We start from the raw sequence: 21,474 nt of genomic DNA, 5'->3' as shown, positions 1-21,474 counted from the left end.
CTTAATTCTCCTTTTACTTTTCTTATATAAATAAAAATAAATTATATTAAAATAAATATTTATAATATCTCTTCTAAATATTTATTAAAATCCATTGATAAATTAATTTTATTTTTTATTCTACTTTCACCTTTTCCATCAATAGTTGCCTTAGTCATAAGCATAAGATTTTCAGCTGCATCTTTAGAAAATCCTGATTCTAACAATGTTTTTTCCCATTCACTTGGCACTATTAGCTGTAAATCAACTTTTTTATTTAAGGTTTCTTCAAATATTTCTGCTATTTCTGATGGACTATAATCTTTTGGTCCTACAATCTCATATATTCTTTCTTGATGCCCCTGATTAATAATTACATTTGCTAAAAATTTAGAGACATCTATTGGGGAAATCATTGGTAATCTCATATTAATAGGAAAGAATGTTGGAAGAATTCCATATTCTTTGATTAAGTCCATATATCCAATCCAATTACTAAAATAATATGTTGGTCTTACAAAAACCTGTTTAATATCTAAATCTAAAAATGCATTTTCTAACATATATGAAGCCATAAGATTACCGGTTTTTTCTTTATTATGAGCTCCCATAGAAGATAATCCAACAATTTTAGTAATATCTGATGATAAAATTGCTTCTCTATAATTATCTATAATAATTTTTGTTTCTTTCAAAAAATTATTACTTTGTGGATTTTCAGGCGTTAATAAAAAAACTGTTTTACCCCCACTAAAAGCTTTTTTTAATTCATCTAAATTAAAATAATCTGCAATAGCAATTTCAGCACCTATTTTTTTCAACTTTTCGGCTTTAGCTTCATCTCTAATAACAGCTCTTACCTTTTCACCTTGCTTTAATAAGTTTTCAACAAGCATATAACCTATTTGTCCTGTTGCTCCTAATACTATATTCATAATCTACCTCCAATTATATAAATAATCTATTATTAGAAGTCAATAATGAACTTCTATATAATTGACTATAGTTATATTATATAGATATTAATATGACACCATTATGTCATATTAATATCTATTTAGAGAATTTATTAACTTACTTTTTATTTCCTCTCTTATATGCAAAGGTTCAAGGATCTCTATATTCTCCCCAAAAGACATTAGGTATCCAAACATCCAATCGCCTACTGGAAAATCTAAATTAACTATATAATCTCCATTATCATCTAGAGAGTAATTTTGAAACTCATCAAATACCCTAAATGCTAGTTTCTTATTTATTCTTACTTTTACATGTACTAATTCTTTAGAATATCCTATATCCTTTTCTGTAAATATTTTATTAGGAACAACTCTAGCAAACCTTTCTGAAATTACATTTACACTCTTCATTCTTGTAAGTTTAAAAAATCTATTATCCTCTTTTTTTCTACAATAAGCATATAAATACCACCCCTGCCCCTTAAAAACTAATTTTAATGGTTCAACAATACGCTCTAGTAACTCTCCATTTGCATTAAAATACTCAAAAGATATTAAATTCTTATTTATTATGGAGTTCTTTATAACTGTAAATTTTTCTCCTAAATCATTATTTTTATCCCAATTTGAAAAATCAACTTCAATCCAATTCTCGTTATTTCCTCCTAAAAATGAATTTAATTTAGACAAAGCTCCATTAAACTCATCTTTATTAACAGCATTTAACCCTTGCATAGCTGCTAATATTTCTTTCCTTTCTTCTTGTGTTAAAATTGCTTTATTTAATATAAAATCTGCTAAAAGACTTATTCCTCCGCCTTTTCCCTTAGTCATATAAATGGGAACTCCTGCCTCTGACAAATTTTCTATATCCCTATAAATAGTTCTTTGAGAAACTTCAAAATGGTCAGCTAATTCCTTTGCTGTAATATTCTTTTTATCTAATAAAATATATATTATTTCAAATAGTCTATTTCCCTTCATTTTTACCACCTAAACTTACCTTATAATAATTACTTAATAATATCTTTATATAATAAAAAAAGACTACATTCTATAATTTCTTACTAGTAATGTAGCCCAAAGTTCAACTTGTTCTTCTTATATAAATTTATAAATTACTTTTGATTTTACTACCGATATCCCAATTTCACTTTTAGAAAGGAATATCTATACACAATAAATTCTATATGATTTTCATAAATTAAATAATTTATTTTGGTGCAGATGGCGGGACTTGAACCCGCACGAGGATTCCTCGTCACCCCCTCAAGATGATGCGTCTGCCATTCCGCCACATCTGCATAATATATTCATATACTATATTCTAATTTATATAAAATAGTTTTTCAATATATATATTAAATTATATATTAGTATAATCATATATAACTTTAAAAACCATGTATATAAAGAATTAAATTCTTTCTATACATGGTTTTTACTTATAAAACATTATAAGTATTTTTTATAATATTTTATTTACTCAAAGAAATTACCATACATCCATAAGGTGATAAAAATATCTTATTTTCATCGATTTTATTTTCATCTGAATTAGTTAAAATCATTTTAGTTTTTACATTGTCTAACTCACTTAAAGATGCCATAATTTTTTCTCCATAAAAATTACATACTACTAATATTTTTTGACCTTTATGTTCCCTAATATAAGCTAATATCCTTGGGTGATCTTTTAAAATTGGTATAAAACTGCCCTCGCATATTACTTCATTATTCTTTCTTAAATTTATTAAGTCTTTATAGTAATTTAATATAGAATTAGAATTTTTCTTTTCAGAATATACATTTATATTTTTATAGTTCTTTGAAACGCCTATCCACGGTGTTCCCTTTGTAAACCCAGAATTTTCTTCACTATTCCATTGCATTGGTGTTCTTGAATTATCTCTTGATCTATTTTTTAATATATTTATAACTTCATTTTCATTTATGCCCTTATTCAAGAGAATATTATAAGCATTTAGTGACTCTACATCTCTGTACTCATTAATATTATCAAAATTAGGATTTGTCATTCCAATTTCTTCACCTTGATATATATATGGTGTTCCTCTCATTAAATGTATAGCTGTAGCCAACATTTTTGAAGACTCGTCTCTATAAACTGTATCATTTCCAAATCTAGATACTATTCTAGGTTGATCATGATTACACCAAAATAAAGCATTCCATCCATTTCCTTCTTCCATTTCTACTTGCCAACTAAACAATATATCCTTTAGCTTTTCAAAGTCAAATGGCGCTAACTTCCACTTTTCGCCTTCAGGATAATCTACCTTTAAATGATGAAAATTAAAAGTCATATTTAACTCTTCATTATTTGGATTAGTATATTTTATACAATTCTCTATTGTTGTAGAAGACATTTCACCAGCAGTCATAATTCCATCATATTTTGAAAAAACTTCATTATTGATTAATTTTAAATACTCATGTATCTTAGGTCCATCAGTATAAAATCTTCTACCATCTCTAGTAGGGGATTTAAAATCATCATCTAAATATTCTTCATCCTTAGATAAAAGATTAATAACATCTAATCTAAATCCATCAACTCCCATATCTAGCCAATATCTCATCATTTTAAATATTTCTTCTCTAAGTTTTGGATTTTCCCAATTTAAATCTGCCTGTGTCTTATCAAATAGGTGAAGATAATATTCATTTAAGCTTTCTACATATTGCCATGCAGATCCACCAAACTTAGATCTCCAATTATTAGGCAATTCTCTCCATATGTAAAAATCATGATAAGGATTATCTTTACCTTTAAGCGCTTCTTTAAACCAAATATGCTCTGTAGATGTATGATTCACTACCATATCCAGTATTAACTTCATTCCTCTTTTATGAGTTTCCTTAAGTAATTGTTTAAAATCTTCTAAAGTTCCAAACATTTTATCTATATTATAATAATCCGCTATATCATAACCATTATCATTTTGAGGTGATACATATATAGGTGTAAGCCAAAGTACCTTCACCCCTAAATTCTTTAAGTAATCTAATTCTTCTATTATTCCAACTATATCTCCAATTCCGTCTCCATTGCTATCCTTAAAACTTTTAGGATAAATTTGATATACTACTGATGATTTCCACCAATTCTGTTCTTTCATTTACTCCACCTCTTAATAGATATGGGCTGTCACAAAGATGTGACAGCTCAATTTTTTTATTATTCTAAGTTTTCTATATCTGATCCAAACTTTTTATTAAATATGAAGGTTAAAACTATTGGAACTACTACTGCTACTACCATTGCGATTATAAAAGGAACCCAATATTGAGGTTGAATTGCTAAAAATCCAGGTAATCCTCCTATTCCAATAGAATTAGCTAATACTCCAGAAAGTATTGAAATTACTGCTGCACAGCCTGATCCTATTAATGCTGCAATAAATGGGAATTTATATTTTAAATTAATACCAAACATAGCTGGTTCAGTAACCCCTAACCATGCAGATATACCTGCTGATGCTGCTATTGATTTTATTTTTGCATTCTTCTTGTATATTATTAACATAGCTACTGCTGAAGCTCCTTGAGCAATATTACTCAATGCTATAAGTGGCCATATCATAGTACCCCCATTTGCAATTAATTGTAAATCTACTGCAATAAAAGTATGATGTAATCCTGTAATAACTAATGGCGCATAAGCTACTCCAAAAATTATTGCTCCAAGTATTTTAAATGGTCCTGTTAATAAATAATTGAAAATAATTGCAACGTAATTGCCAAGTTCTCTTGAAATTGGTCCAATTATTATATAAGATAATAAAACTGTTACTAAAAGAGTTGTAAATGGGATAACTATTAATTTCAATACATCAGGTATATATTTTTTAAGTGTAAGTTCAATTTTAGTTAATACGATACCAGATAACATAGCTGGAATTACTTGTGCTTGATATCCAACCTTGTCTATTGTAAACCAACCAAAATTCCAGAATGGAACACTTCCATTTTGCACTGCTTCTGCATATCCATAAGCATTTAATAACTGTGGTGATACTAATGTAATACCAAGTACTATACCAAGAATTTCTGAGCCACCAAATTTTTTAACTGTTGACCAAGTTACCGCCACAGGTAAGAAGTGGAATATTGCTTCTCCCAAAATCCATAAAAAACTATGAATTTCTGCTAAAATTGGATGTAAACTAGTAAGTGTTTGTGTACCATCTCCAAATACAGCTAAATCACCTATTATATTTCTAAATCCTAATATTAACCCCCCAGTAATAATTGCTGGTAAAATGGGAATAAATATTTCAGCAAGTCCAGCTATAACTCTTTGTACTATTGACATATTCTTTTGAGCAGCCTTTTTAACTTCTTCCTTAGACTCTGCTTTCAATCCTGATACTTGAATTAATTCATCATAAAAAGCTTGTACACTATTTCCTATAATGACTTGGAATTGACCTGCATTTACAAATGTACCTTTAACTGATGGTAGTTTTTCAATATCCTTCGCTCTCTCTTTAGCAATCTTTTCATCTTTTAAGACAAATCTTAATCTAGTTACACAATGACTTGCACTGGCAATGTTGTCTTTCCCCCCAACAAGTTCTAACAAGTCTAATGCCTCTTGTCTAAACTTTCCCATAGCGTTCTCTCCTTTTAAACATTTTATTTTTGATTACGATTACATTATATCTTGTTTAAACAAGTATGTCAACACTTGTTTAAACAAGATTGTTTTTCTTTTTTTATTTTATTTTTACCTCTTAGTGCTATAATATACTATATAGTAAGCCCTAAAGGAGATTTTAATTAATATGAAACAAGTGAAATACACGGAAATATATGAATACTTAAAAAATAAAATATTAAATGATGAATTTAAATCTGGCGAAAAACTTCCTTCTGAAAATGAATTAACATCATTATTTGAAGTAAGTAGAAATACTGTTAGACGAGCAATAAATCAGCTATCCTTTGAAGGTCTTGTTGCAAGTGTTCATGGAAAAGGAGTTTTTATTTTAGAAAAACAACAACTTAAATTTTTAGTTGGTGGATTACAAAGCTTTAAAGAAGCTTCAGTAACTAACAATGTAAATTATTTAACTCATGTACATAGATTCGAAGAATTAACAGTTGATGAAAAGCTCTCAAAAAAAACTGGTTTTTCATTAGGATCAAAAGTTATTTATATAATAAGATCTAGAAATATAGATGGAGAAGAAAGTATATTAGATATAAATTTCTTCTTAAAAGACATAATTAAAGACTTGGATAAAAATATTGCAAGTAAGTCAATTTATGAACACATAGAAAATAATCTTTCTTTAAAAATTGCTGGTGCTCAAAAAATAGTTTCGGTAGAGCCAGTCTCTAAACTCGACATGAAGTTTATAGATTTAAAAAATTACAATTTAGTTGCCATAATAAAAAATTATGTCTATTTAGAAGATGGAACTTTATTTGAATATACTGAATCACGTCATAGACCAGACAAATTTACCTTTTCTACATATGCTAAGAGATTATAACTTCATATATAATAAAAATGAATCAAGAAATATTACTTCTTGATTCATTTTTATTTTCTTACTTATTAAATTTTCTTCTTAGTGCTAGTAATGCATTTAAATTGTCGTAGGAATATACTTCTTCAGTTTTTTCATTTCCAAATGCTCCGTATATATTGCTGTTTATATTTATTACCTGGAAAACTTTCATTTTATTTATTGCCATTTTGTAAAGTTCTTCATCATTTATTACCTTTGCTAATTGTGCAATATTAGCATAAATAGATGTAGATTCTATTTTACTTTCATCCTTCATATTTATATTATATGAAGTTGATATATATCCAAAATTTTTTAATCTATCCTTAATCCAATTTATACTTTCGCTTATATCTTCATTCACTTCTGCTTTATTTAAAATAACTAATATAGACAATAAAGTATCTATATTTTCTTCCTTATCATATTCATTTGTACTACCATCATAATACTTTCTATATAGTGGTAAATCCTTACTTATGTAACCTTGCTCTATAATTTCACTTGATTTATTATAAACTTCATTCCATTTGTCATCAAATAAAGATAAAAGTTTTATTGCATATAAATCTAAGTAACATAAGGTAGTTATATTACTTTTTCCATATCCATCATGAAAATCTATTAATCTATTGTCTGTAATTAAATTTTTATATATTCCATTTGAAACCTTTATTCCATAGTATCTATATCTTAAATTATGAAATTCTTCTGAAGCAATTACTAGAGATCTTACTATTCTTAAATCATCTATTGTCGCTGATACCTCTGAAGGCTTATTATTTTCTATTCTCCAACTAACTAATTTATTTTTTAAAATCATATTTTCTTTTAAATACTGAAAGGATTTTTTATAATTTGCTTGATCATTTTTATATAAATAATAATTTAAAATCATTCCTTGAGATTCTGATAAGATATCATGCCCCTTAGTTAAATCCCCTTCTGTTTTGATATTATTATAATTAGTATATATTCCTCCAAACTCATTAATTAATTTACTGTCTATAAAATTAATTAATATTTCTTCTTCCTTAGTTATTTCCTCATTTGAAATAACTGAATTTATTTCTATTTTTTTTATATATTTATATAAATATATATATCCTAAATAAGAAGATAAAATTAATATTATCAATATCATAATTATAGTTCTATATACTTTTTTCATATGTGTACCTCTTCCTTTATTACTTTTCCTTATTATTTGATTTTAAGGTTTTTAAAGTCTTATATATATTATCTAATTCTGAATCTGATAATGAATCAAGATTATCTATTTTATATTTAATAAAATCTATAGTTTCGTCCTTAAAATCTCTTTTTCTTTTCTTTCTCCCATCATTATTTATTATATAAGCCGCTATCGTACTTGTAGTTACTCCTATAAATCCAATTCCAAAAATCATTAATAAAATAGCCACTATTCTTCCACTATTAGTTGTGAGAAGGACATCTCCATACCCAACGGTAGTGAAAGTTACAAAGCTCCACCATATAGCATCTCCAAAACTCATATTTTCTAATAAAGCTATAATTACTGCTGCTAATACAATTATAATAGTAGTTAAAACTAACATATAGTTAAATTTATTAATTTTTACAGATTCTCTTATTTTATTCTTAAATTTGATCACAAAAATTATAAGTATAACTACTTTTGTTATTTTTATTAATAACTTTAAGTCTATAACCATTCCTATATTCAAAGTATAAATCATTTTGCTTATTCCAAAAACAGGTATTATAGAAATTAAATCTACAAGATTATTAATTATAAAATTCATTTTGTTTTTTGATAAACCTAATCTTATTATATAGTCCATAAAAAATATATAGCAAATTATTAAATTTATATAATAAAAAGTTTCTACTACACTAATGGGCAGTTTATACATAAGTTCTAATATCATCATTATTGCACCCATCAACGATAATAAACCAATAAAGATATCATAAACTAATCTCTTTTGCATACAAATACCTCTCCTATAGTTATCTACTTATATTTTATATAGTAACTTTAGAAAAAATGATATATACGATGTAATAAATATCACACACCTAGCTTAATTCTATTTTAATTTGAGATTATTCAATTGATATCAGTGTTTTATCAACTTATATAAGTAAAAAGGCAATACTTGAATTAGTACTGCCTAATAATTTATATAATTGAAAACTTATATATTGTTTCTTTATTATACTCTTCACCTTTTCTTAAAATTGAATACTTAGCAAATATATTATTCTCTCCTATAGGAGGACTTTGAGTTTCTATTGCCAAGGCCTCTCTTCTCTTAGCACTTCTATTTGCATAAGATATTTTTTCATCATCTGGGAAATTTAACGAATATAAAACTACGCTATTTTGATTTGTGTAAACATCCATTTGCCTTCCTGAAGCTTTATGGTATAATCTAATTTTTATATCATTACCGCCATTTAGAATCCAAGTATGATCATATCCTTGTCCAATTTCCAGTTGATAATCTTCTTCCTCTATATCTCTTCCTATTGTTTTAGGACTTGTAAAATCAAATGGAGTTCCATCTACGCTTATTATCTTTCCAGTTGGAACTTGATTTTTATTTATTTCAGTTATAAAATCACTATCTATATATAAATGATGATTTAAAATGTTCTCTTTATAATTGCCACTTAAATTAAAATAACTATGATTAGTTAGATTAACTAATGTATCTTCATCACTTATTGCTTTATATGATATTTTCAATTCATTTTCTTCTGTTATAGTATATCTTAAATTAATTTTTAAATTACCAGGATATCCTTCCTCCCCTGATGGACTTAAATAAGAAAATTCTATATATCCTTCGTTTTCGTTAATATTTGTTTTTACATCTAAAAACCTTTTGTCAAAGCCATTTATTCCTCCATGACCTTGATTAGACCCATAATTTTTATCAAAACTTAAAACGTTGCCATTTAATTCGACTTTACCTTTTGCAATTCTACCAGCTGTTCTTCCTATCAATGCTCCTAAATATGATGGATTTTTTTCATATGAGTTTATATCTTCATATTTAAGAACTACATTTTCAATTATTCCATTTCTATCTGGTACTAATATATCAGTTATTATAGCACCATAATTTAATGCATTTATCCCAAAACCATTAGAGTTTCTTAAGTTATAGCTTTCCACCTTTTTGTTATTAAACTTCCCAATTAACACCTTTAAAATTTCCATAGTTTCACTCCTAAAACTTATACTTTTTTAATATATATGTTTCAATTAATAATCTACCTCATTACAGTCTTATAAAATTAAAAGTTAATAGGTTTATTTAAGTTAAATGTAGAATATTTATTGCAACTTATATACTAATAAATTATATTTTACTAATATTTTTATGTGCTTTAAAATAGCTAATAATCCAAATACCTAGCTATATTCATAATATACCGATAAAATATAACAGTCAATTATAAAAAACCTTTTTAGTAAATTTTTACTAAATTTAAATGTTTTTTATAATCTTCAAATGATTATTTATATAATTCTAATATATTTGTAACTTTGCTAATCTTTGCTATATTTAATAATCTATAAGCTTTGGTAGAAAATGTTTAATTGTAAAAATTTATTCTTATTGTTTATTTTATACTATTCAATTATAATAGAATTATATTTTTTATACTGGGGGAGTTAAAATGGGATCTTGGTCTGATAAATTTTCTGTTAACATAGACATTATAGATAAGCAGCATAAAGAATTATTTGATATACTTGATAAATGCTATGAACTATTACTAAAAGATAAGGAAAATGATAAGTATGATAAAATTATCACTATACTTGAGGAATTAAAAGAATATACAATTTATCATTTCCAAACCGAAGAAGATTTTATGCGTAAAAATGGCTATTCAAAATTTTTAACACATAAATTTGCTCATGATGCTTTTATTGAAGAAATTAATAAGTTTGATATATATTCTATAGATATAGATCAAAAAAAATCTATAAATGACATACTAGATGTGGTTTCTAATTGGATAAAGGTACATATAATGGAAACAGATAAAAACATCCCTAAATACTTAAAAATGTAATAGAACCATGTATAGTATCTAATTCTACTTAGTACTATGCATGGTTCTATCTTCATTATATATATAAACTATTATTATACTAATTGAATATTATCTCTAAATTCTTATACTAATTCTTTAATTAATATTTAAATAATTCAAATCTATATTTTTGAAGTACTTCTGGATATTTATCATTATCCACTTCACTTAAAAACATTTCTATAGGTCTGGCGTATATTCCTTTATCATCATAAAGTGCTTTATATAAAACTAAAGTTAAATCTTTATCATTTGAATGAAAATACTCATCATCTTTTATGTATATTTCTATCAATGAATTTAACTCTGTATGAAATGCCTTTAATACTTTAAGATCTTTGCTATTATCTTTATTTTCTATATATTTACAAATCCCCATAACAGCATAGTATTTATTTTTAAAATGCTTATAAATTGCTGGATACTTTAAATCTCTCATTTACTCTCCCTATTTATTTAAAATATTTCTTGGAAATCCTAATTCATATTGTCTAGGTAAATCAACCTTTTTATTTAATTTAATAGCTGCTTCTAATGGCCAATATGGATTTCTAAACATTGCTCTTCCAACTGCTACAAGATCTGCTTCTTCATTTCCTATTACTGCATTAGCAAGTTCAGGCTCATCTAGCCTTCCAACAGCAATAACATCTGTGTTTAAAGCTTCTTTAATAGCTTTTGCATAAGGTACTTGATATGCTGCATGTGTTCCTGGTTTACCGGCTGCTGCTATTTTGCCTTCTCCCCCTGCACTAATATGAAATATATCTGCTCCTGCTTCTTTATATGCTTTGGAAAGCTTAATACCTGTTTCTATTCCATATCCATTTTCTACATATTCTACTGCTGATATGCGCATTATTAGAGGCATATCTTTTGGCATTTCACTTTTAGCTGCTTTAATTATATCTACTCCAAATTTAGTTAAATCCTTTCCATACTCATCACTTCTTTTATTAGTTAATGGTGAATGAAATTGATGTATTAAATATCCATGAGCTCCATGAATTTCTATAGCATCAAATCCTGATTTAATGGCACGCTTAACTGATAATCTAAATTTATCCACAATTTCTTTTACTTCTTCTGTAGATAATTCCTTTGGAGTTTTACTTTTTTCATCAAATTGAATAGGCGATGGTGCAACTGGTATTTCTGCATCTTCAGCCTTTCTTCCTGCATGTGCAATTTGAATTGCCACTTTAGCACCATATTTATGGCACTCATCTACTATTTTCTTTAAAGGCTCTATCTGTTCATCACACCATAATCCTAAATCATAATCACTTATTCTTCCATCTGGTTCTACATCTGTCATTTCTATAATTATTAAGCCTACACCACCAATTGCTCTACTTACATAATGCATATAGTGCCATTCATTAGCTATTCCATCTTTTTTCTCTACTGAATATTGACACATCGGAGGTAGTACAATTCTATTTTTTAACTCAAGCCCTTTCATTTTATAGGGTGTAAATAAATCCTTCATTCAAAAATCACCTTCCTTAATTTATTAACTTACATTTAGTATAAAAAATATATTTTTCTAAATCAAGTGCTGAATTTTTATCTATTGAATATAAAATAAGAATTCTCTTATTTGAGAACTCTTATTTTTAAATTTAATTTAGTATATAACTTTATAATTACATAACTCTTGATGGGAAAATAGCATCTAATATCCCTATAACTAATGCTGCTATTAAGGCTCCTATAATTGATACTCTCATATTAGGCACAAAAAACTGTGCTACATATATTATTACTGCTGAAATAACAAACCCCTTTAACCCTTTTCCAAATGGAGAAGCATCTACTCCCATAAAGGATTCTACTATATAATCTAATATAGTAATTACTACTGCTGCTATTAAATAAGACCATAATCCATTGATACTAAATCCAGGAGTAAAAAAAGATGTTATTCCTAAAATTATAGCCACCATTACTAATCTTCCTATCCATCCTACTATACTAGTTTTATTTTCCCTTGTATTATTACTTTGAGACATATTAATTCCTCCTTTGTAAAATTTATATTGTCTATATATAGTATTAACTAAATAAAAAAAATTATTTCTTATGCTTTAGTTTTAAAATTGCATATTGCTGGAAATAATTAAACTGAGGTGATTTATATGGTAATTATGTCAAATATACTTTTTTATTTGATTATTCTAATTTCTACGTTTTTGTTTATTTATATTATTAATAGTGTCTTGGACGCTTTTAATTCCTTAGATGATCTAAACTCTTATAATAAAATATTACATAATGATTTATTATAATAAAAAAACAATCCTTGATTATTAATGCAAGGATTGTTTTAACTTTTCTGAATGTTATTTTTGAAATTTTTTTCTATTCACTAATTTTTATATTTCCAACTCTAACTAATAAATCATGTATAAAGTTCGATCCTCTACTTATTAATATCCCAGTTAATATAACACCTAAATAGGGAATAAAAGTTTTTACCCCTAGTAGTGATAGTATATCTAAATTAGTTCCTATAGCTATTAGTACGGAGACCACTAATGCTCCTACTCTATCTATAACTAACTTTCCATTTTGCCATATCATCTTTAAAGTTTCCCATACACTTTCAGCTAGTAAGGAAATTAAAATTAAGATAATAAAATTCTCCATTTAAATCTCTCCAATTTATTTATTATATTATCTAATATTATAAATTTAATTTTTTTATGACTTTTACCTATGAAAAATTTTTATTTATAACTTTCTGATTGACAAAAAACTTGTCTTTAATTTATTATCTATACAAGTAGTTAACTATTTGCCAGGTAGAATTTTATACATACTGCTTTCTACCTGGTATTAATTTTATATGCTTTTATAAAATTATTTTTGATTAAAACCATTTCTTCTTTATATAAAATAAAAGCACCTAGATTTCTAAGTACTTTTATCATTATGGCAAGTAGCTTTTTTAAAGGGTACTACTAAGAACCTTCTCTTTATTGATTTTAGATATATCATAAAGATATTTATAAATTCACTTTATTTTCCTCTTTCTATAGTAAATATATTTTTTATTTTTAAAATAAAAAAGAGTTTTAAGATATACTTAAAACCCTTGATTCAAACAAAAATTATCTTCTATTTTGCTCTTTTTTAGCTCTTCTACAAGATACACATCTTGTTGGCTCATTATCGAATCCTTTTTCTTTGTAGAATTCTTGTTCTCCTACTGAAAATATGAATTCGCTTCCGCAATCTCTACAAGTTATTGTTTTATCTGTCATAAATATTCCTCCTAAATTTAAAGATTCCAAATGGATAATAATCTCCAATTTACGAGAAATTATTTATCTAAATCAAACCTAATTAATTAGCTCTTCGCTATTTATTTATAATATCATATTATAATAGTTTTAGCAATAGTTTTTTATAAAAATCTTTTCAAATAAAATTTAAATCTATTAATTAAAATTTCTTCTAGCCAATTATAAGTAAATATATTTGTATTTTTAAGTTATAAGTAAATATAGTATAATTAAGGAAGTAATTTGTGATTGGAGTAGTTTCATGAAATATATTAAAGTATTTTTTATTTTTATCTTATCCTGTACATTTTTTGTATTCTTCAGTTTTTATGTTTTACCAATGATATTATTTCTCTTAATGTCTAAAGTGACAGTTGCACAATCATATCGTTTTATCTATTATATTGGAATGACTGTTATTTTTGCAACTATAGTTACATGCACTTATTTAATAATAAGTAAGATTAAATCTATAGAATAAGAAACCCCTCTAGAAAACTCTCTATTGATAAATATTTAACAATTATTAAAAATAAAATAACAAGAGAATATTAAGGTAAGATTTTAATCTCTACACCCATAAACCCTTGCTATTACTTATGCGAGACAAGCCGTAAGCGGAGTTCTGTATTACGGTAAGCTTGTACCCAAGTGTATTTAATTATCTTTGAATTTAGTGAAATGCCCATTCCTAAATATCTAATCTTGATATCCCTTATACACTCAACATTCCAGGCTTGGGCAAATACTTGGGCAACTATAATTTTTATGTTTAAATATAATCATCTACCTGCCTTAATAAAATTATCAATTTCTTTCATTGCAACTTTTCTAAAAAATTCAGATGCAGAAATACGTTGTAGATCACAATATTTCTTTATAAGTATTTTTTCATTTTTATTTAATCTAAATTCAAACCTATCATCTAGTAATATTTCTTCCTCTTTAGTCTTAAATATACTATTTATCAACTCTATTATCTTACTCAATACTACTCTCCCCCACTTCTTTTCTCACTATTTTTGCTTGATTTAAAAGGCTTGTCCGTACGTGTACAGATAGTACGGACATACTCCACTACTCTTTACTGGTGTCATTTGTCATATTAGGTAACGGACTTAACCCTTTTAATACATCTTTAATATGTGCTCCTGGACTGGAGTATTTTAATAATGTTTCATAGAGTTTTAAATCATCTTCTCTATTCTTATTAAAGTCTATAGTTATTCTTAACCTTTGCATCTTCTCACCACCTTCCATATGTTATATATGTATTAATATGGTGGCTAAGATATTCGTAATTTTTATTATATATCTTGTTTAAAATTTTTATATCTGGATATAAATTATATTAGGCGGTATGTAACTAAAATGTTCTAGAAAATCACCAATATATCTAGTATTAAATCATATCGCCTTATATAAAGTTTTATAAATATAAAAAGCACCTAGATTATTCTAAGTGCTTTTTTGCTTAATTATTACTATATTCAAATTTTAATTGTTTCAATTCATCTGTATTGCTAATCTTAATAACTTCATTAATATAATGAACTGTTTTCGTTTGCTCACCTATTTCATTCAAATATGTTTCTGTTAATAATTCGATTTCCATATTTGTTTTAGCTGTTATTGATACATTCCCATTGTGAAGATTTTCTATAAATCTTTCATCTTTTATCGCTGCTTTTATACACTTAGTTTTGTACATTAATTCCCATTTGGATTCACCTATAAAATCGGCTTTTTTTACTGATACTATTATTTTCGAGTTACTTTTAATAACTTTTTCATCAACTACACTTTCTATATCTTTAGTCATATTTGAAAACTCATTTTTATCTATTTCAAATATCTTCTTATTTTGATTTTCAATATAAAATCCTTCTCTACCACAATTAGAAAATATTCTTTTCATAGCTTGATTGCTTTCTACTCCATATATATTGTATATTTGAGTGTTGATTGTCAATTTTTTTGTATCCTTATTCTCGATAACTACATTACCATTATTATCCGGAAAAACTGATTTTGCCTTTTCACCTTTTAAATGTTTTTTCAAAGTGAATAAACCACATACAGTATCAATACAGAGTTTAGCATATGTTATATTAGGAACATTAATTAAATTTAATCCTTCCTTAGCAAGAACACATAAATCAATAATAAAACTTCCTTTTCTGGATCCTTGAACATTTACTTTTATAAAAGAATTTTTATCTAATGAATTCGATACAAAATCAATTAACTCAATAGTTCCATCTAATGTAGATATAAGTTCTTTTAAATCAATATCATTTTTACCTTTAAATCCAATACTAAAACTTTCTTTACTTTTATCCATAACTTCTATCATAAACTCACTCCAAAAAATACTGTTCTAGTTACTTTCTTTTATTTTACACACTTTTGGTAAACTTGTCCATATTATAAAAAAAGTAGCACTTAGAATATTAATCCTAAGTGCTACTTTTCATCCTTCTAACTTTTTCTTTCTGGCATTAATATGTATTAGCATAATTAAAATAATGTACATTGTTTTAATTTGCCAGTATGAAGATATTAACTGAACAATCATTCCAATTGTTATCTCCATAAGTATTTCATTTCTTATTTTTACAAGCATATAAGTAACCTCCTTTCAAAAATGTGGTCCCACCCCCCATTTTTTAAGGATTTATGTCTTATATATAATATTAAGTTTTTTATAGATTTATGATAAATTATAATAAAAAAATAAAGGCTAGTAAGTAAGATTTTTCTCCTACCTACTAGCCTTAAAAAATTAATAGATTATACTTAAAGTTATGCTGCTATCATTATCTCTTGGAGCATATATTGCGACTCTACCAAAGTCTCTTGTTTGAATAATATAAACATCAGTGGCAGGGTTACCCAGTATCTCATAACTTAATCCAGAAAATTGGGCAGGTTTAACATCACCAATCTTATAAGGTGTTGTATATGGTCCATTTTCTTTATATATTGCCCATTTTTGCATATGTGGTTTTAAATTTAAATACTTCTTATTACTTACTTGTGGAATAACTGAATTTACATTATTGTTTACTTCTTGTACATCACTAGCATATACCCAACTCATAATACCACCTAGCAATACCTTATTGTTACTAACTTGAATAACTTCATAAGTATTTTCTTTAACCCAACCTGGTATCATTTCACCAGTGGCATAATTATTTCCAACAATTTTAACTTTATCACCTATATTGTAATTAACTTCTACATTTGAATTTCCTGTTTGATTAGATCCACTTAATTCTAATTGGACCATATTTAAAAATCTTTGCCATCCCATATCTAAAGTTCTATGAGGGCAATATTTATTGCTAAAATCTTGATGTTTCTTAACTTTATCTATTCCCCATCCATATTGTTTTAAAAGTGCTGCCACTTCTTTAGCTGCCATCTTTTCAGCATTAATAAACTTATCTCCACCTGATTTAGAGTAACATATTTCTATTGCTATATAATTTCTATTTCCATTACCATTTCCTCCATCTCCTGCATGCCATGCATTACGATTTAATGGTAATCCTTGAATTGATTCTACATCATCTATTGCTATATGAAATGATACCTCTAAATTATTATTTTGCATATAAGCTATTTCATTAGATGCAGGTGCATCATTTGCAGTATTATGAATACATATTCCTTTTGGTGTCATTGTGTATGGACACTTTACCCCATATTTGCTTTCTGATATTAATTGTTGCTTTAACATATTTATTCCTCCTTAAATAAAAAGAACAAGATTTACTCCTGCTCCTTAGTTTCTTTTATAGCTTGTCTAGTTGAACTTTGTCCAAAATAAAAAGCTATAACCATACTAAATATGGTTAAAAATTCAGTAGATCCTATTAATCCTTTTAAAGCTAATATTGAAAATACTATTGTTAATATCAAAGCTATTATCTTTTTAATTTGCAATAATTTCTTTAATGTTTCCATCTTTATCACTTCCTTTCTTCAACTTTAATTTTTATTTCTTTAACATCTTCTTGAATGTTTTCAACAACACTAAACTTATTTGCCATTGCATCTAATAGATCCTGGTATCTCTTTTCTCTCTCCCCTGTTGTTTTTAGAACATAGATTAATAGAAATACAAATAATGCATATCCTAATCCTTGCCCTATTGCTGCTTGCATTAATTCATCCATATTTCACCTTCCTTTTTTACAAAATAAAAAGAGCTTACTTTTGTAAACTCCTATTTTCTTAATTTTATAAGATATTTTTAAAACAAAAAGAGCCTACTTATATGTAAGCTCTTATATTTATTCTCCATTGCTCGCTGGTTTTATATCTGGTATTTCTATTGGATTTTTCTTCATTTCTTCTTGTCTTCTTCTCTCTATTTCTTCCGGAGAAGTAGCTTGATTTATTGCTTCTTGTGCATTAGCATTTGCTTGTTGAATAGCCGCTTGAAGATTATTTGCCTGCTCTAGCTTAGCGTCTGCCATAGCTTTATCATACTCAACTTTTAATTTCTCTATCTGAGCGTCAGTGTCTTTCCTAACTTCTTCAAGTTGTTTGTCAAACTCTGCCTGTACTTCTGCTTTAGCCTGTTCCTTCATTTGTAGGTATAGTTCTGTATTATTTTTCTCTGTTGCCACTGTTCCCATAGGTTTAAAGATAAATGCACTTATACCAATGCTAAGCACTAGAGTAACTATAATACTAATAATCACATTCTTATTAACCTTCATATTTACCCCCTTAATAAAATATGTATATATTTATTATACTATCCAATTGTAGGAAAAGTAAATATATTGTAATTAACTTGTTTTATTTTCTCTATTTGATAAAAATTCATTGATTTTTTCTATATATCCTATTACATCATTATCTAATACTATACAGCTAATTCTATCATTATTTACTACTATGTTTCCACTTTCGTCAATCTCAGAACAAGTATATGAGAGCCTTTGCCCCTCTGCCGTAGTATGTGCAGTAAAACTTGTTATTTTTTTTATATTAGCCAACATTAATCAACTCCATTTCATATTTTTTTAAATACTCATTTGCCAAATCATCATATTTAACTTCCTTAAAATCATCTATATTACTGAAAAACTCTTCTTGAATAATTATTTTTTCTTGTTCTAACCTTTCTAATTCATATCCTTTTTGCTTTGCTACAAATCTCCAACCAAATTTTATATTAGGAGTTCCTTTTACTATAAAATAATATTCATTTCTTTCTAATATAAATAGTTCTCCTTCTCCATATTTCTGCAAAAAAACTTGATAGTTACATTTTGTATTTATAGTTTCTAACATAACAGAATCTATATAAATGTAGCATAATCCTGTGCCATCTAATTCACCTTCTCCTATATCCTCAAAAACCGGAGATGCACTTTCTACAGCATTTAATCTAACCCCACTAAAATTATTTGTATTTACCAATCTTGCCTTACTTCCCGTAATGTCTAAATTTCCATTTATTTGAGTGTTATTATTTAATACTATTGGATAGCTATACCCTGCTAGTATTCTAGCCAATACACCACCAGTATTACTTTGTATCATAAATCCATCATCTTTATTTGTTACAGATACTTGTATTGCTAATATATTTCTTGAGTCGCCCTTGCCTTTAAATATTTGAGGGGTTGTTGAGTTATACGCTGCTTCAAAACATATTTTATCCGGTACATAAACTCTATCTTGTAAATTTACAGCTGAATTAAATACTGCACTTTCAAGTACTCTTATAGGAGCTGGATAAGTAGGATTTTTAGCATACTTATCAAATACAATATACGAACTATAGCCAGTACTAGTTTTATAACCTAAAGTCATATATCCTTCATTGTGATGTGCTAGAGAAAGTCCTCTTACATTTGGATAGTCTGTTAAATAAGAACTATATATTATTCCAAGTTCCCTTCCGTTACGTTCCCAATCATAAAAATATATGCTTGTATCTTGTATTTTTATTGCATCAACACCATTCCAATTCTTATTTATAAATGTTCCTGCTATAGTTAAATTACCATTTGTATCAGATGTTAATACATTAGTTCCTGCTTTATTTTGTATCTTTATAGCTCCATTTTTTACTGTAAGTCCTGCTGTGTCCATTACAAATTGTGTGGTTGTTATAGCTGCAGTACCTGAATTTATTGCATTGCTTACTGATGCTGTTATTGCACTATCAGTTATTTTTAATTCTGCACTATTCATTCTTGTAAGAATATCCATTGAGCCTACTGTTAAGGCTTTTAAGGATTGCGGAGTTTCAAATAAATAAGCATAGTTGAAACTTTCAGCATCCTTCATATTAATTATTCCAATAGCAACATGTTCACTAGTTGGATTTAATATTCCAGTAGAAGTTCCTCCTATAAGCATTTTGTATTTCCAAGATTTAATCGTGCTATCATACCAAGCTCCCATAACTACAGATTGATTAGTAACATTCATAAATAAGTATATATCTCCACCAATTCCATAATCACTATTAGGATCTATCATTCCCTTAGGAACTGTAATATTTTTTCCATTCCAGTATATTGTCCCATTTACATCACTCGGATTATTATTAAAATCAAATCCATGTAGGTATATTTCACCTTGGTTAAGAGTTGTAAATGTAGAATAATTTATTTTAGCTCCTAAATCATTACATCTAATATTTTGCTTGTTTTGATTTACTAAGTTATTAATAGTTGTAGTTTGAGTGTCAATATCTTCTGGAGCATTTGTCCATCCTGTAGTCCTTAATCCCTTTTCTACTTTTATATTATCAAATAGTGCTTCTGCACCTTGTACGAGTAAAACTACTTGTAAAGTAACAACATCACTAGGTATGGTTACTAGATATTCAATCTTTTTATAATCTCCAGTTACATTTAAGGTTATGGGAGTAGGACCCCCTGCAATAGATCCATCAGCTCTATAATAATTACATGCTAATTTTACTGATGAACTAGTATTTACAACTTGCAAAACTTTAACAAATCCACTAATAGCAATTTTACTATTTGGATTAACACTTATGTTTTGTCTTAGTGTTTGATACTTACTACCTGTTGTTTCTTTTATTCTAAAAGCTTTAGCTCCATAATAAACATCTATTTCAGATATTAATACTTCTCCATTGCTTTCTGGTTTATTCCAGTACTTTAAATCTAATTCAGCTCCACTATTTAGAAGTAGATTCCTTCCTTGTACTTCTATAGTTTCTAAACCTTCTACCTTAAAGCTTATATCTTTAGATGTTTGTTTAAAAATAGAATAAAAGTCTTGTAACTTAACTACAGTTCCGTTGTCCTCTATTTTTGTATCTTTTACTAATGTGTCTATACTTCCTTGTATTGCTGTAATAGATGTTGTATTTGCCTGTATTTTGCTATCTATATCCTCTGGTGCAACTGTCCACACTGGGTTAGTATTTTCTCCAAGTTCTACCTTTAAATTTGAAATAGTAAACGTTCCTATTGCATTATCCAATCTATACTCAATTCTTGAAAATGTTTTATCCCCATTCACAGGAACAATAACTGTTTTGATTATCCTATTCGGCATTGAAGCTATATTTTGTGAAGGTATAATAAAACT

23 protein-coding genes, 1 tRNA gene and 1 pseudogene are annotated in these 21,474 nt (G+C 26.9%); 2 read left to right on the top strand and 23 right to left on the bottom strand.

Annotated elements, in window-relative coordinates:
• Nucleotides 1-59: 59 nt before the first annotated feature.
• The 5 genes from ABDZ60_RS18135 to treP all read right to left on the bottom strand — a co-directional run bounded on the left by ABDZ60_RS18135 (nucleotide 60) and on the right by treP (nucleotide 5,577).
• Nucleotides 60-914: an NmrA family NAD(P)-binding protein gene (locus ABDZ60_RS18135; protein WP_343780112.1), complete on the bottom strand. Its 855-nt coding sequence runs from the start codon at nucleotides 912-914 to the stop codon at nucleotides 60-62.
• A 111-nt stretch (nucleotides 915-1,025) separates the two neighbouring features.
• The gene (locus ABDZ60_RS18130; RefSeq protein ID WP_047002334.1) at nucleotides 1,026-1,922 is read right to left on the bottom strand and encodes a helix-turn-helix transcriptional regulator; all 897 of its coding nucleotides are present in this window, start codon (nucleotides 1,920-1,922) and stop codon (nucleotides 1,026-1,028) included.
• Nucleotides 1,923-2,157: 235 nt separating this feature from the next.
• A tRNA-Leu gene (locus ABDZ60_RS18125) sits at nucleotides 2,158-2,242 on the bottom strand.
• Between the two features lie 174 nt (nucleotides 2,243-2,416).
• Complete coding sequence (treC, locus tag ABDZ60_RS18120; RefSeq protein ID WP_343780109.1) at nucleotides 2,417-4,081, bottom strand: alpha,alpha-phosphotrehalase; 1,665 nt, start codon at nucleotides 4,079-4,081, stop codon at nucleotides 2,417-2,419.
• 59 nt (nucleotides 4,082-4,140) lie between these two features.
• The gene (gene treP / locus ABDZ60_RS18115; protein WP_016207137.1) at nucleotides 4,141-5,577 is read right to left on the bottom strand and encodes a PTS system trehalose-specific EIIBC component; all 1,437 of its coding nucleotides are present in this window, start codon (nucleotides 5,575-5,577) and stop codon (nucleotides 4,141-4,143) included.
• Between the two features lie 172 nt (nucleotides 5,578-5,749).
• Here treP and treR point away from each other — a divergent pair, with 172 nt between their 5' ends.
• Entirely contained in the window at nucleotides 5,750-6,463 is a 714-nt protein-coding gene (gene treR, locus ABDZ60_RS18110) for a trehalose operon repressor (RefSeq protein ID WP_016207138.1), read from the top strand.
• Nucleotides 6,464-6,521: 58 nt separating this feature from the next.
• Here the strand turns inward: treR and ABDZ60_RS18105 are convergent, their stop codons facing one another.
• The 3 genes from ABDZ60_RS18105 to ABDZ60_RS18095 form a co-directional block, all read right to left on the bottom strand.
• Nucleotides 6,522-7,652, bottom strand: a complete 1,131-nt coding sequence (locus tag ABDZ60_RS18105) for a glycosyl hydrolase family 8 (protein ID WP_343780106.1) — start codon at nucleotides 7,650-7,652, stop codon at nucleotides 6,522-6,524.
• 19 nt (nucleotides 7,653-7,671) lie between these two features.
• A complete protein-coding gene (locus ABDZ60_RS18100; protein WP_343780103.1) occupies nucleotides 7,672-8,457 on the bottom strand; it encodes a potassium channel family protein in 786 nt (261 codons plus the stop codon).
• Between the two features lie 191 nt (nucleotides 8,458-8,648).
• Nucleotides 8,649-9,695 carry an aldose epimerase family protein gene (locus ABDZ60_RS18095; RefSeq protein ID WP_016207141.1) on the bottom strand — a complete coding sequence of 349 codons (1,047 nt, stop codon included), beginning with the start codon at nucleotides 9,693-9,695 and terminating at the stop codon, nucleotides 8,649-8,651.
• A gap of 464 nt (nucleotides 9,696-10,159) precedes the next feature.
• Here ABDZ60_RS18095 and ABDZ60_RS18090 point away from each other — a divergent pair, with 464 nt between their 5' ends.
• Nucleotides 10,160-10,561: a bacteriohemerythrin gene (locus tag ABDZ60_RS18090; RefSeq protein WP_343780101.1), complete on the top strand. Its 402-nt coding sequence runs from the start codon at nucleotides 10,160-10,162 to the stop codon at nucleotides 10,559-10,561.
• Between the two features lie 121 nt (nucleotides 10,562-10,682).
• Here ABDZ60_RS18090 and ABDZ60_RS18085 read toward each other — a convergent pair whose 3' ends face one another.
• From ABDZ60_RS18085 to ABDZ60_RS18015, 15 genes and pseudogenes are all read right to left on the bottom strand, one after another.
• Entirely contained in the window at nucleotides 10,683-11,021 is a 339-nt protein-coding gene (locus ABDZ60_RS18085) for a DUF1653 domain-containing protein (protein WP_343780098.1), read from the bottom strand.
• Nucleotides 11,022-11,030: 9 nt separating this feature from the next.
• A complete protein-coding gene (locus ABDZ60_RS18080) occupies nucleotides 11,031-12,074 on the bottom strand; it encodes an NADH:flavin oxidoreductase/NADH oxidase (protein ID WP_343780096.1) in 1,044 nt (347 codons plus the stop codon).
• Between the two features lie 157 nt (nucleotides 12,075-12,231).
• Nucleotides 12,232-12,597 carry a phage holin family protein gene (locus ABDZ60_RS18075; protein ID WP_016207145.1) on the bottom strand — a complete coding sequence of 122 codons (366 nt, stop codon included), beginning with the start codon at nucleotides 12,595-12,597 and terminating at the stop codon, nucleotides 12,232-12,234.
• Nucleotides 12,598-12,946: 349 nt separating this feature from the next.
• Nucleotides 12,947-13,234, bottom strand: a complete 288-nt coding sequence (locus tag ABDZ60_RS18070) for a hypothetical protein (protein WP_016207146.1) — start codon at nucleotides 13,232-13,234, stop codon at nucleotides 12,947-12,949.
• A gap of 464 nt (nucleotides 13,235-13,698) precedes the next feature.
• Nucleotides 13,699-13,851, bottom strand: a complete 153-nt coding sequence (locus ABDZ60_RS18065; RefSeq protein ID WP_016207147.1) for a zinc-ribbon domain-containing protein — start codon at nucleotides 13,849-13,851, stop codon at nucleotides 13,699-13,701.
• A gap of 803 nt (nucleotides 13,852-14,654) precedes the next feature.
• Complete coding sequence (locus ABDZ60_RS18060) at nucleotides 14,655-14,861, bottom strand: DUF6290 family protein (RefSeq protein WP_287596930.1); 207 nt, start codon at nucleotides 14,859-14,861, stop codon at nucleotides 14,655-14,657.
• Between the two features lie 88 nt (nucleotides 14,862-14,949).
• Entirely contained in the window at nucleotides 14,950-15,114 is a 165-nt protein-coding gene (locus ABDZ60_RS18055; protein WP_343780092.1) for a hypothetical protein, read from the bottom strand.
• 232 nt (nucleotides 15,115-15,346) lie between these two features.
• Nucleotides 15,347-16,228 carry an LAPAL motif-containing putative phage structural protein gene (locus ABDZ60_RS18050; protein ID WP_343780090.1) on the bottom strand — a complete coding sequence of 294 codons (882 nt, stop codon included), beginning with the start codon at nucleotides 16,226-16,228 and terminating at the stop codon, nucleotides 15,347-15,349.
• 117 nt (nucleotides 16,229-16,345) lie between these two features.
• Complete coding sequence (locus tag ABDZ60_RS18045) at nucleotides 16,346-16,498, bottom strand: hypothetical protein (RefSeq protein WP_343780088.1); 153 nt, start codon at nucleotides 16,496-16,498, stop codon at nucleotides 16,346-16,348.
• A gap of 159 nt (nucleotides 16,499-16,657) precedes the next feature.
• The gene (locus tag ABDZ60_RS18040) at nucleotides 16,658-17,620 is read right to left on the bottom strand and encodes a peptidoglycan recognition protein family protein (protein ID WP_343780086.1); all 963 of its coding nucleotides are present in this window, start codon (nucleotides 17,618-17,620) and stop codon (nucleotides 16,658-16,660) included.
• Between the two features lie 32 nt (nucleotides 17,621-17,652).
• Nucleotides 17,653-17,847, bottom strand: coding sequence for a hypothetical protein (locus ABDZ60_RS18035; RefSeq protein ID WP_016208507.1), 195 nt, complete (start codon nucleotides 17,845-17,847; stop codon nucleotides 17,653-17,655).
• Between the two features lie 5 nt (nucleotides 17,848-17,852).
• The gene (locus tag ABDZ60_RS18030; protein WP_287596938.1) at nucleotides 17,853-18,059 is read right to left on the bottom strand and encodes a BhlA/UviB family holin-like peptide; all 207 of its coding nucleotides are present in this window, start codon (nucleotides 18,057-18,059) and stop codon (nucleotides 17,853-17,855) included.
• A gap of 117 nt (nucleotides 18,060-18,176) precedes the next feature.
• Nucleotides 18,177-18,608: a hypothetical protein gene (locus ABDZ60_RS18025; protein WP_343780080.1), complete on the bottom strand. Its 432-nt coding sequence runs from the start codon at nucleotides 18,606-18,608 to the stop codon at nucleotides 18,177-18,179.
• Between the two features lie 72 nt (nucleotides 18,609-18,680).
• Nucleotides 18,681-18,893, bottom strand: coding sequence for a hypothetical protein (locus ABDZ60_RS18020; RefSeq protein WP_343780078.1), 213 nt, complete (start codon nucleotides 18,891-18,893; stop codon nucleotides 18,681-18,683).
• Nucleotides 18,883-21,474: pseudogene (locus ABDZ60_RS18015) on the bottom strand (hypothetical protein); the annotation flags it as partial. The gene ABDZ60_RS18020 and the pseudogene ABDZ60_RS18015, both read right to left, overlap by 11 nt.

The organism is Clostridium sartagoforme (assembly GCF_039521405.1).
Taxonomy (GTDB): domain Bacteria; phylum Bacillota; class Clostridia; order Clostridiales; family Clostridiaceae; genus Clostridium; species Clostridium sartagoforme.
Note: the sequence above shows the minus strand (reverse complement) of the source record. Positions and strands in the feature narration are given on the sequence as shown.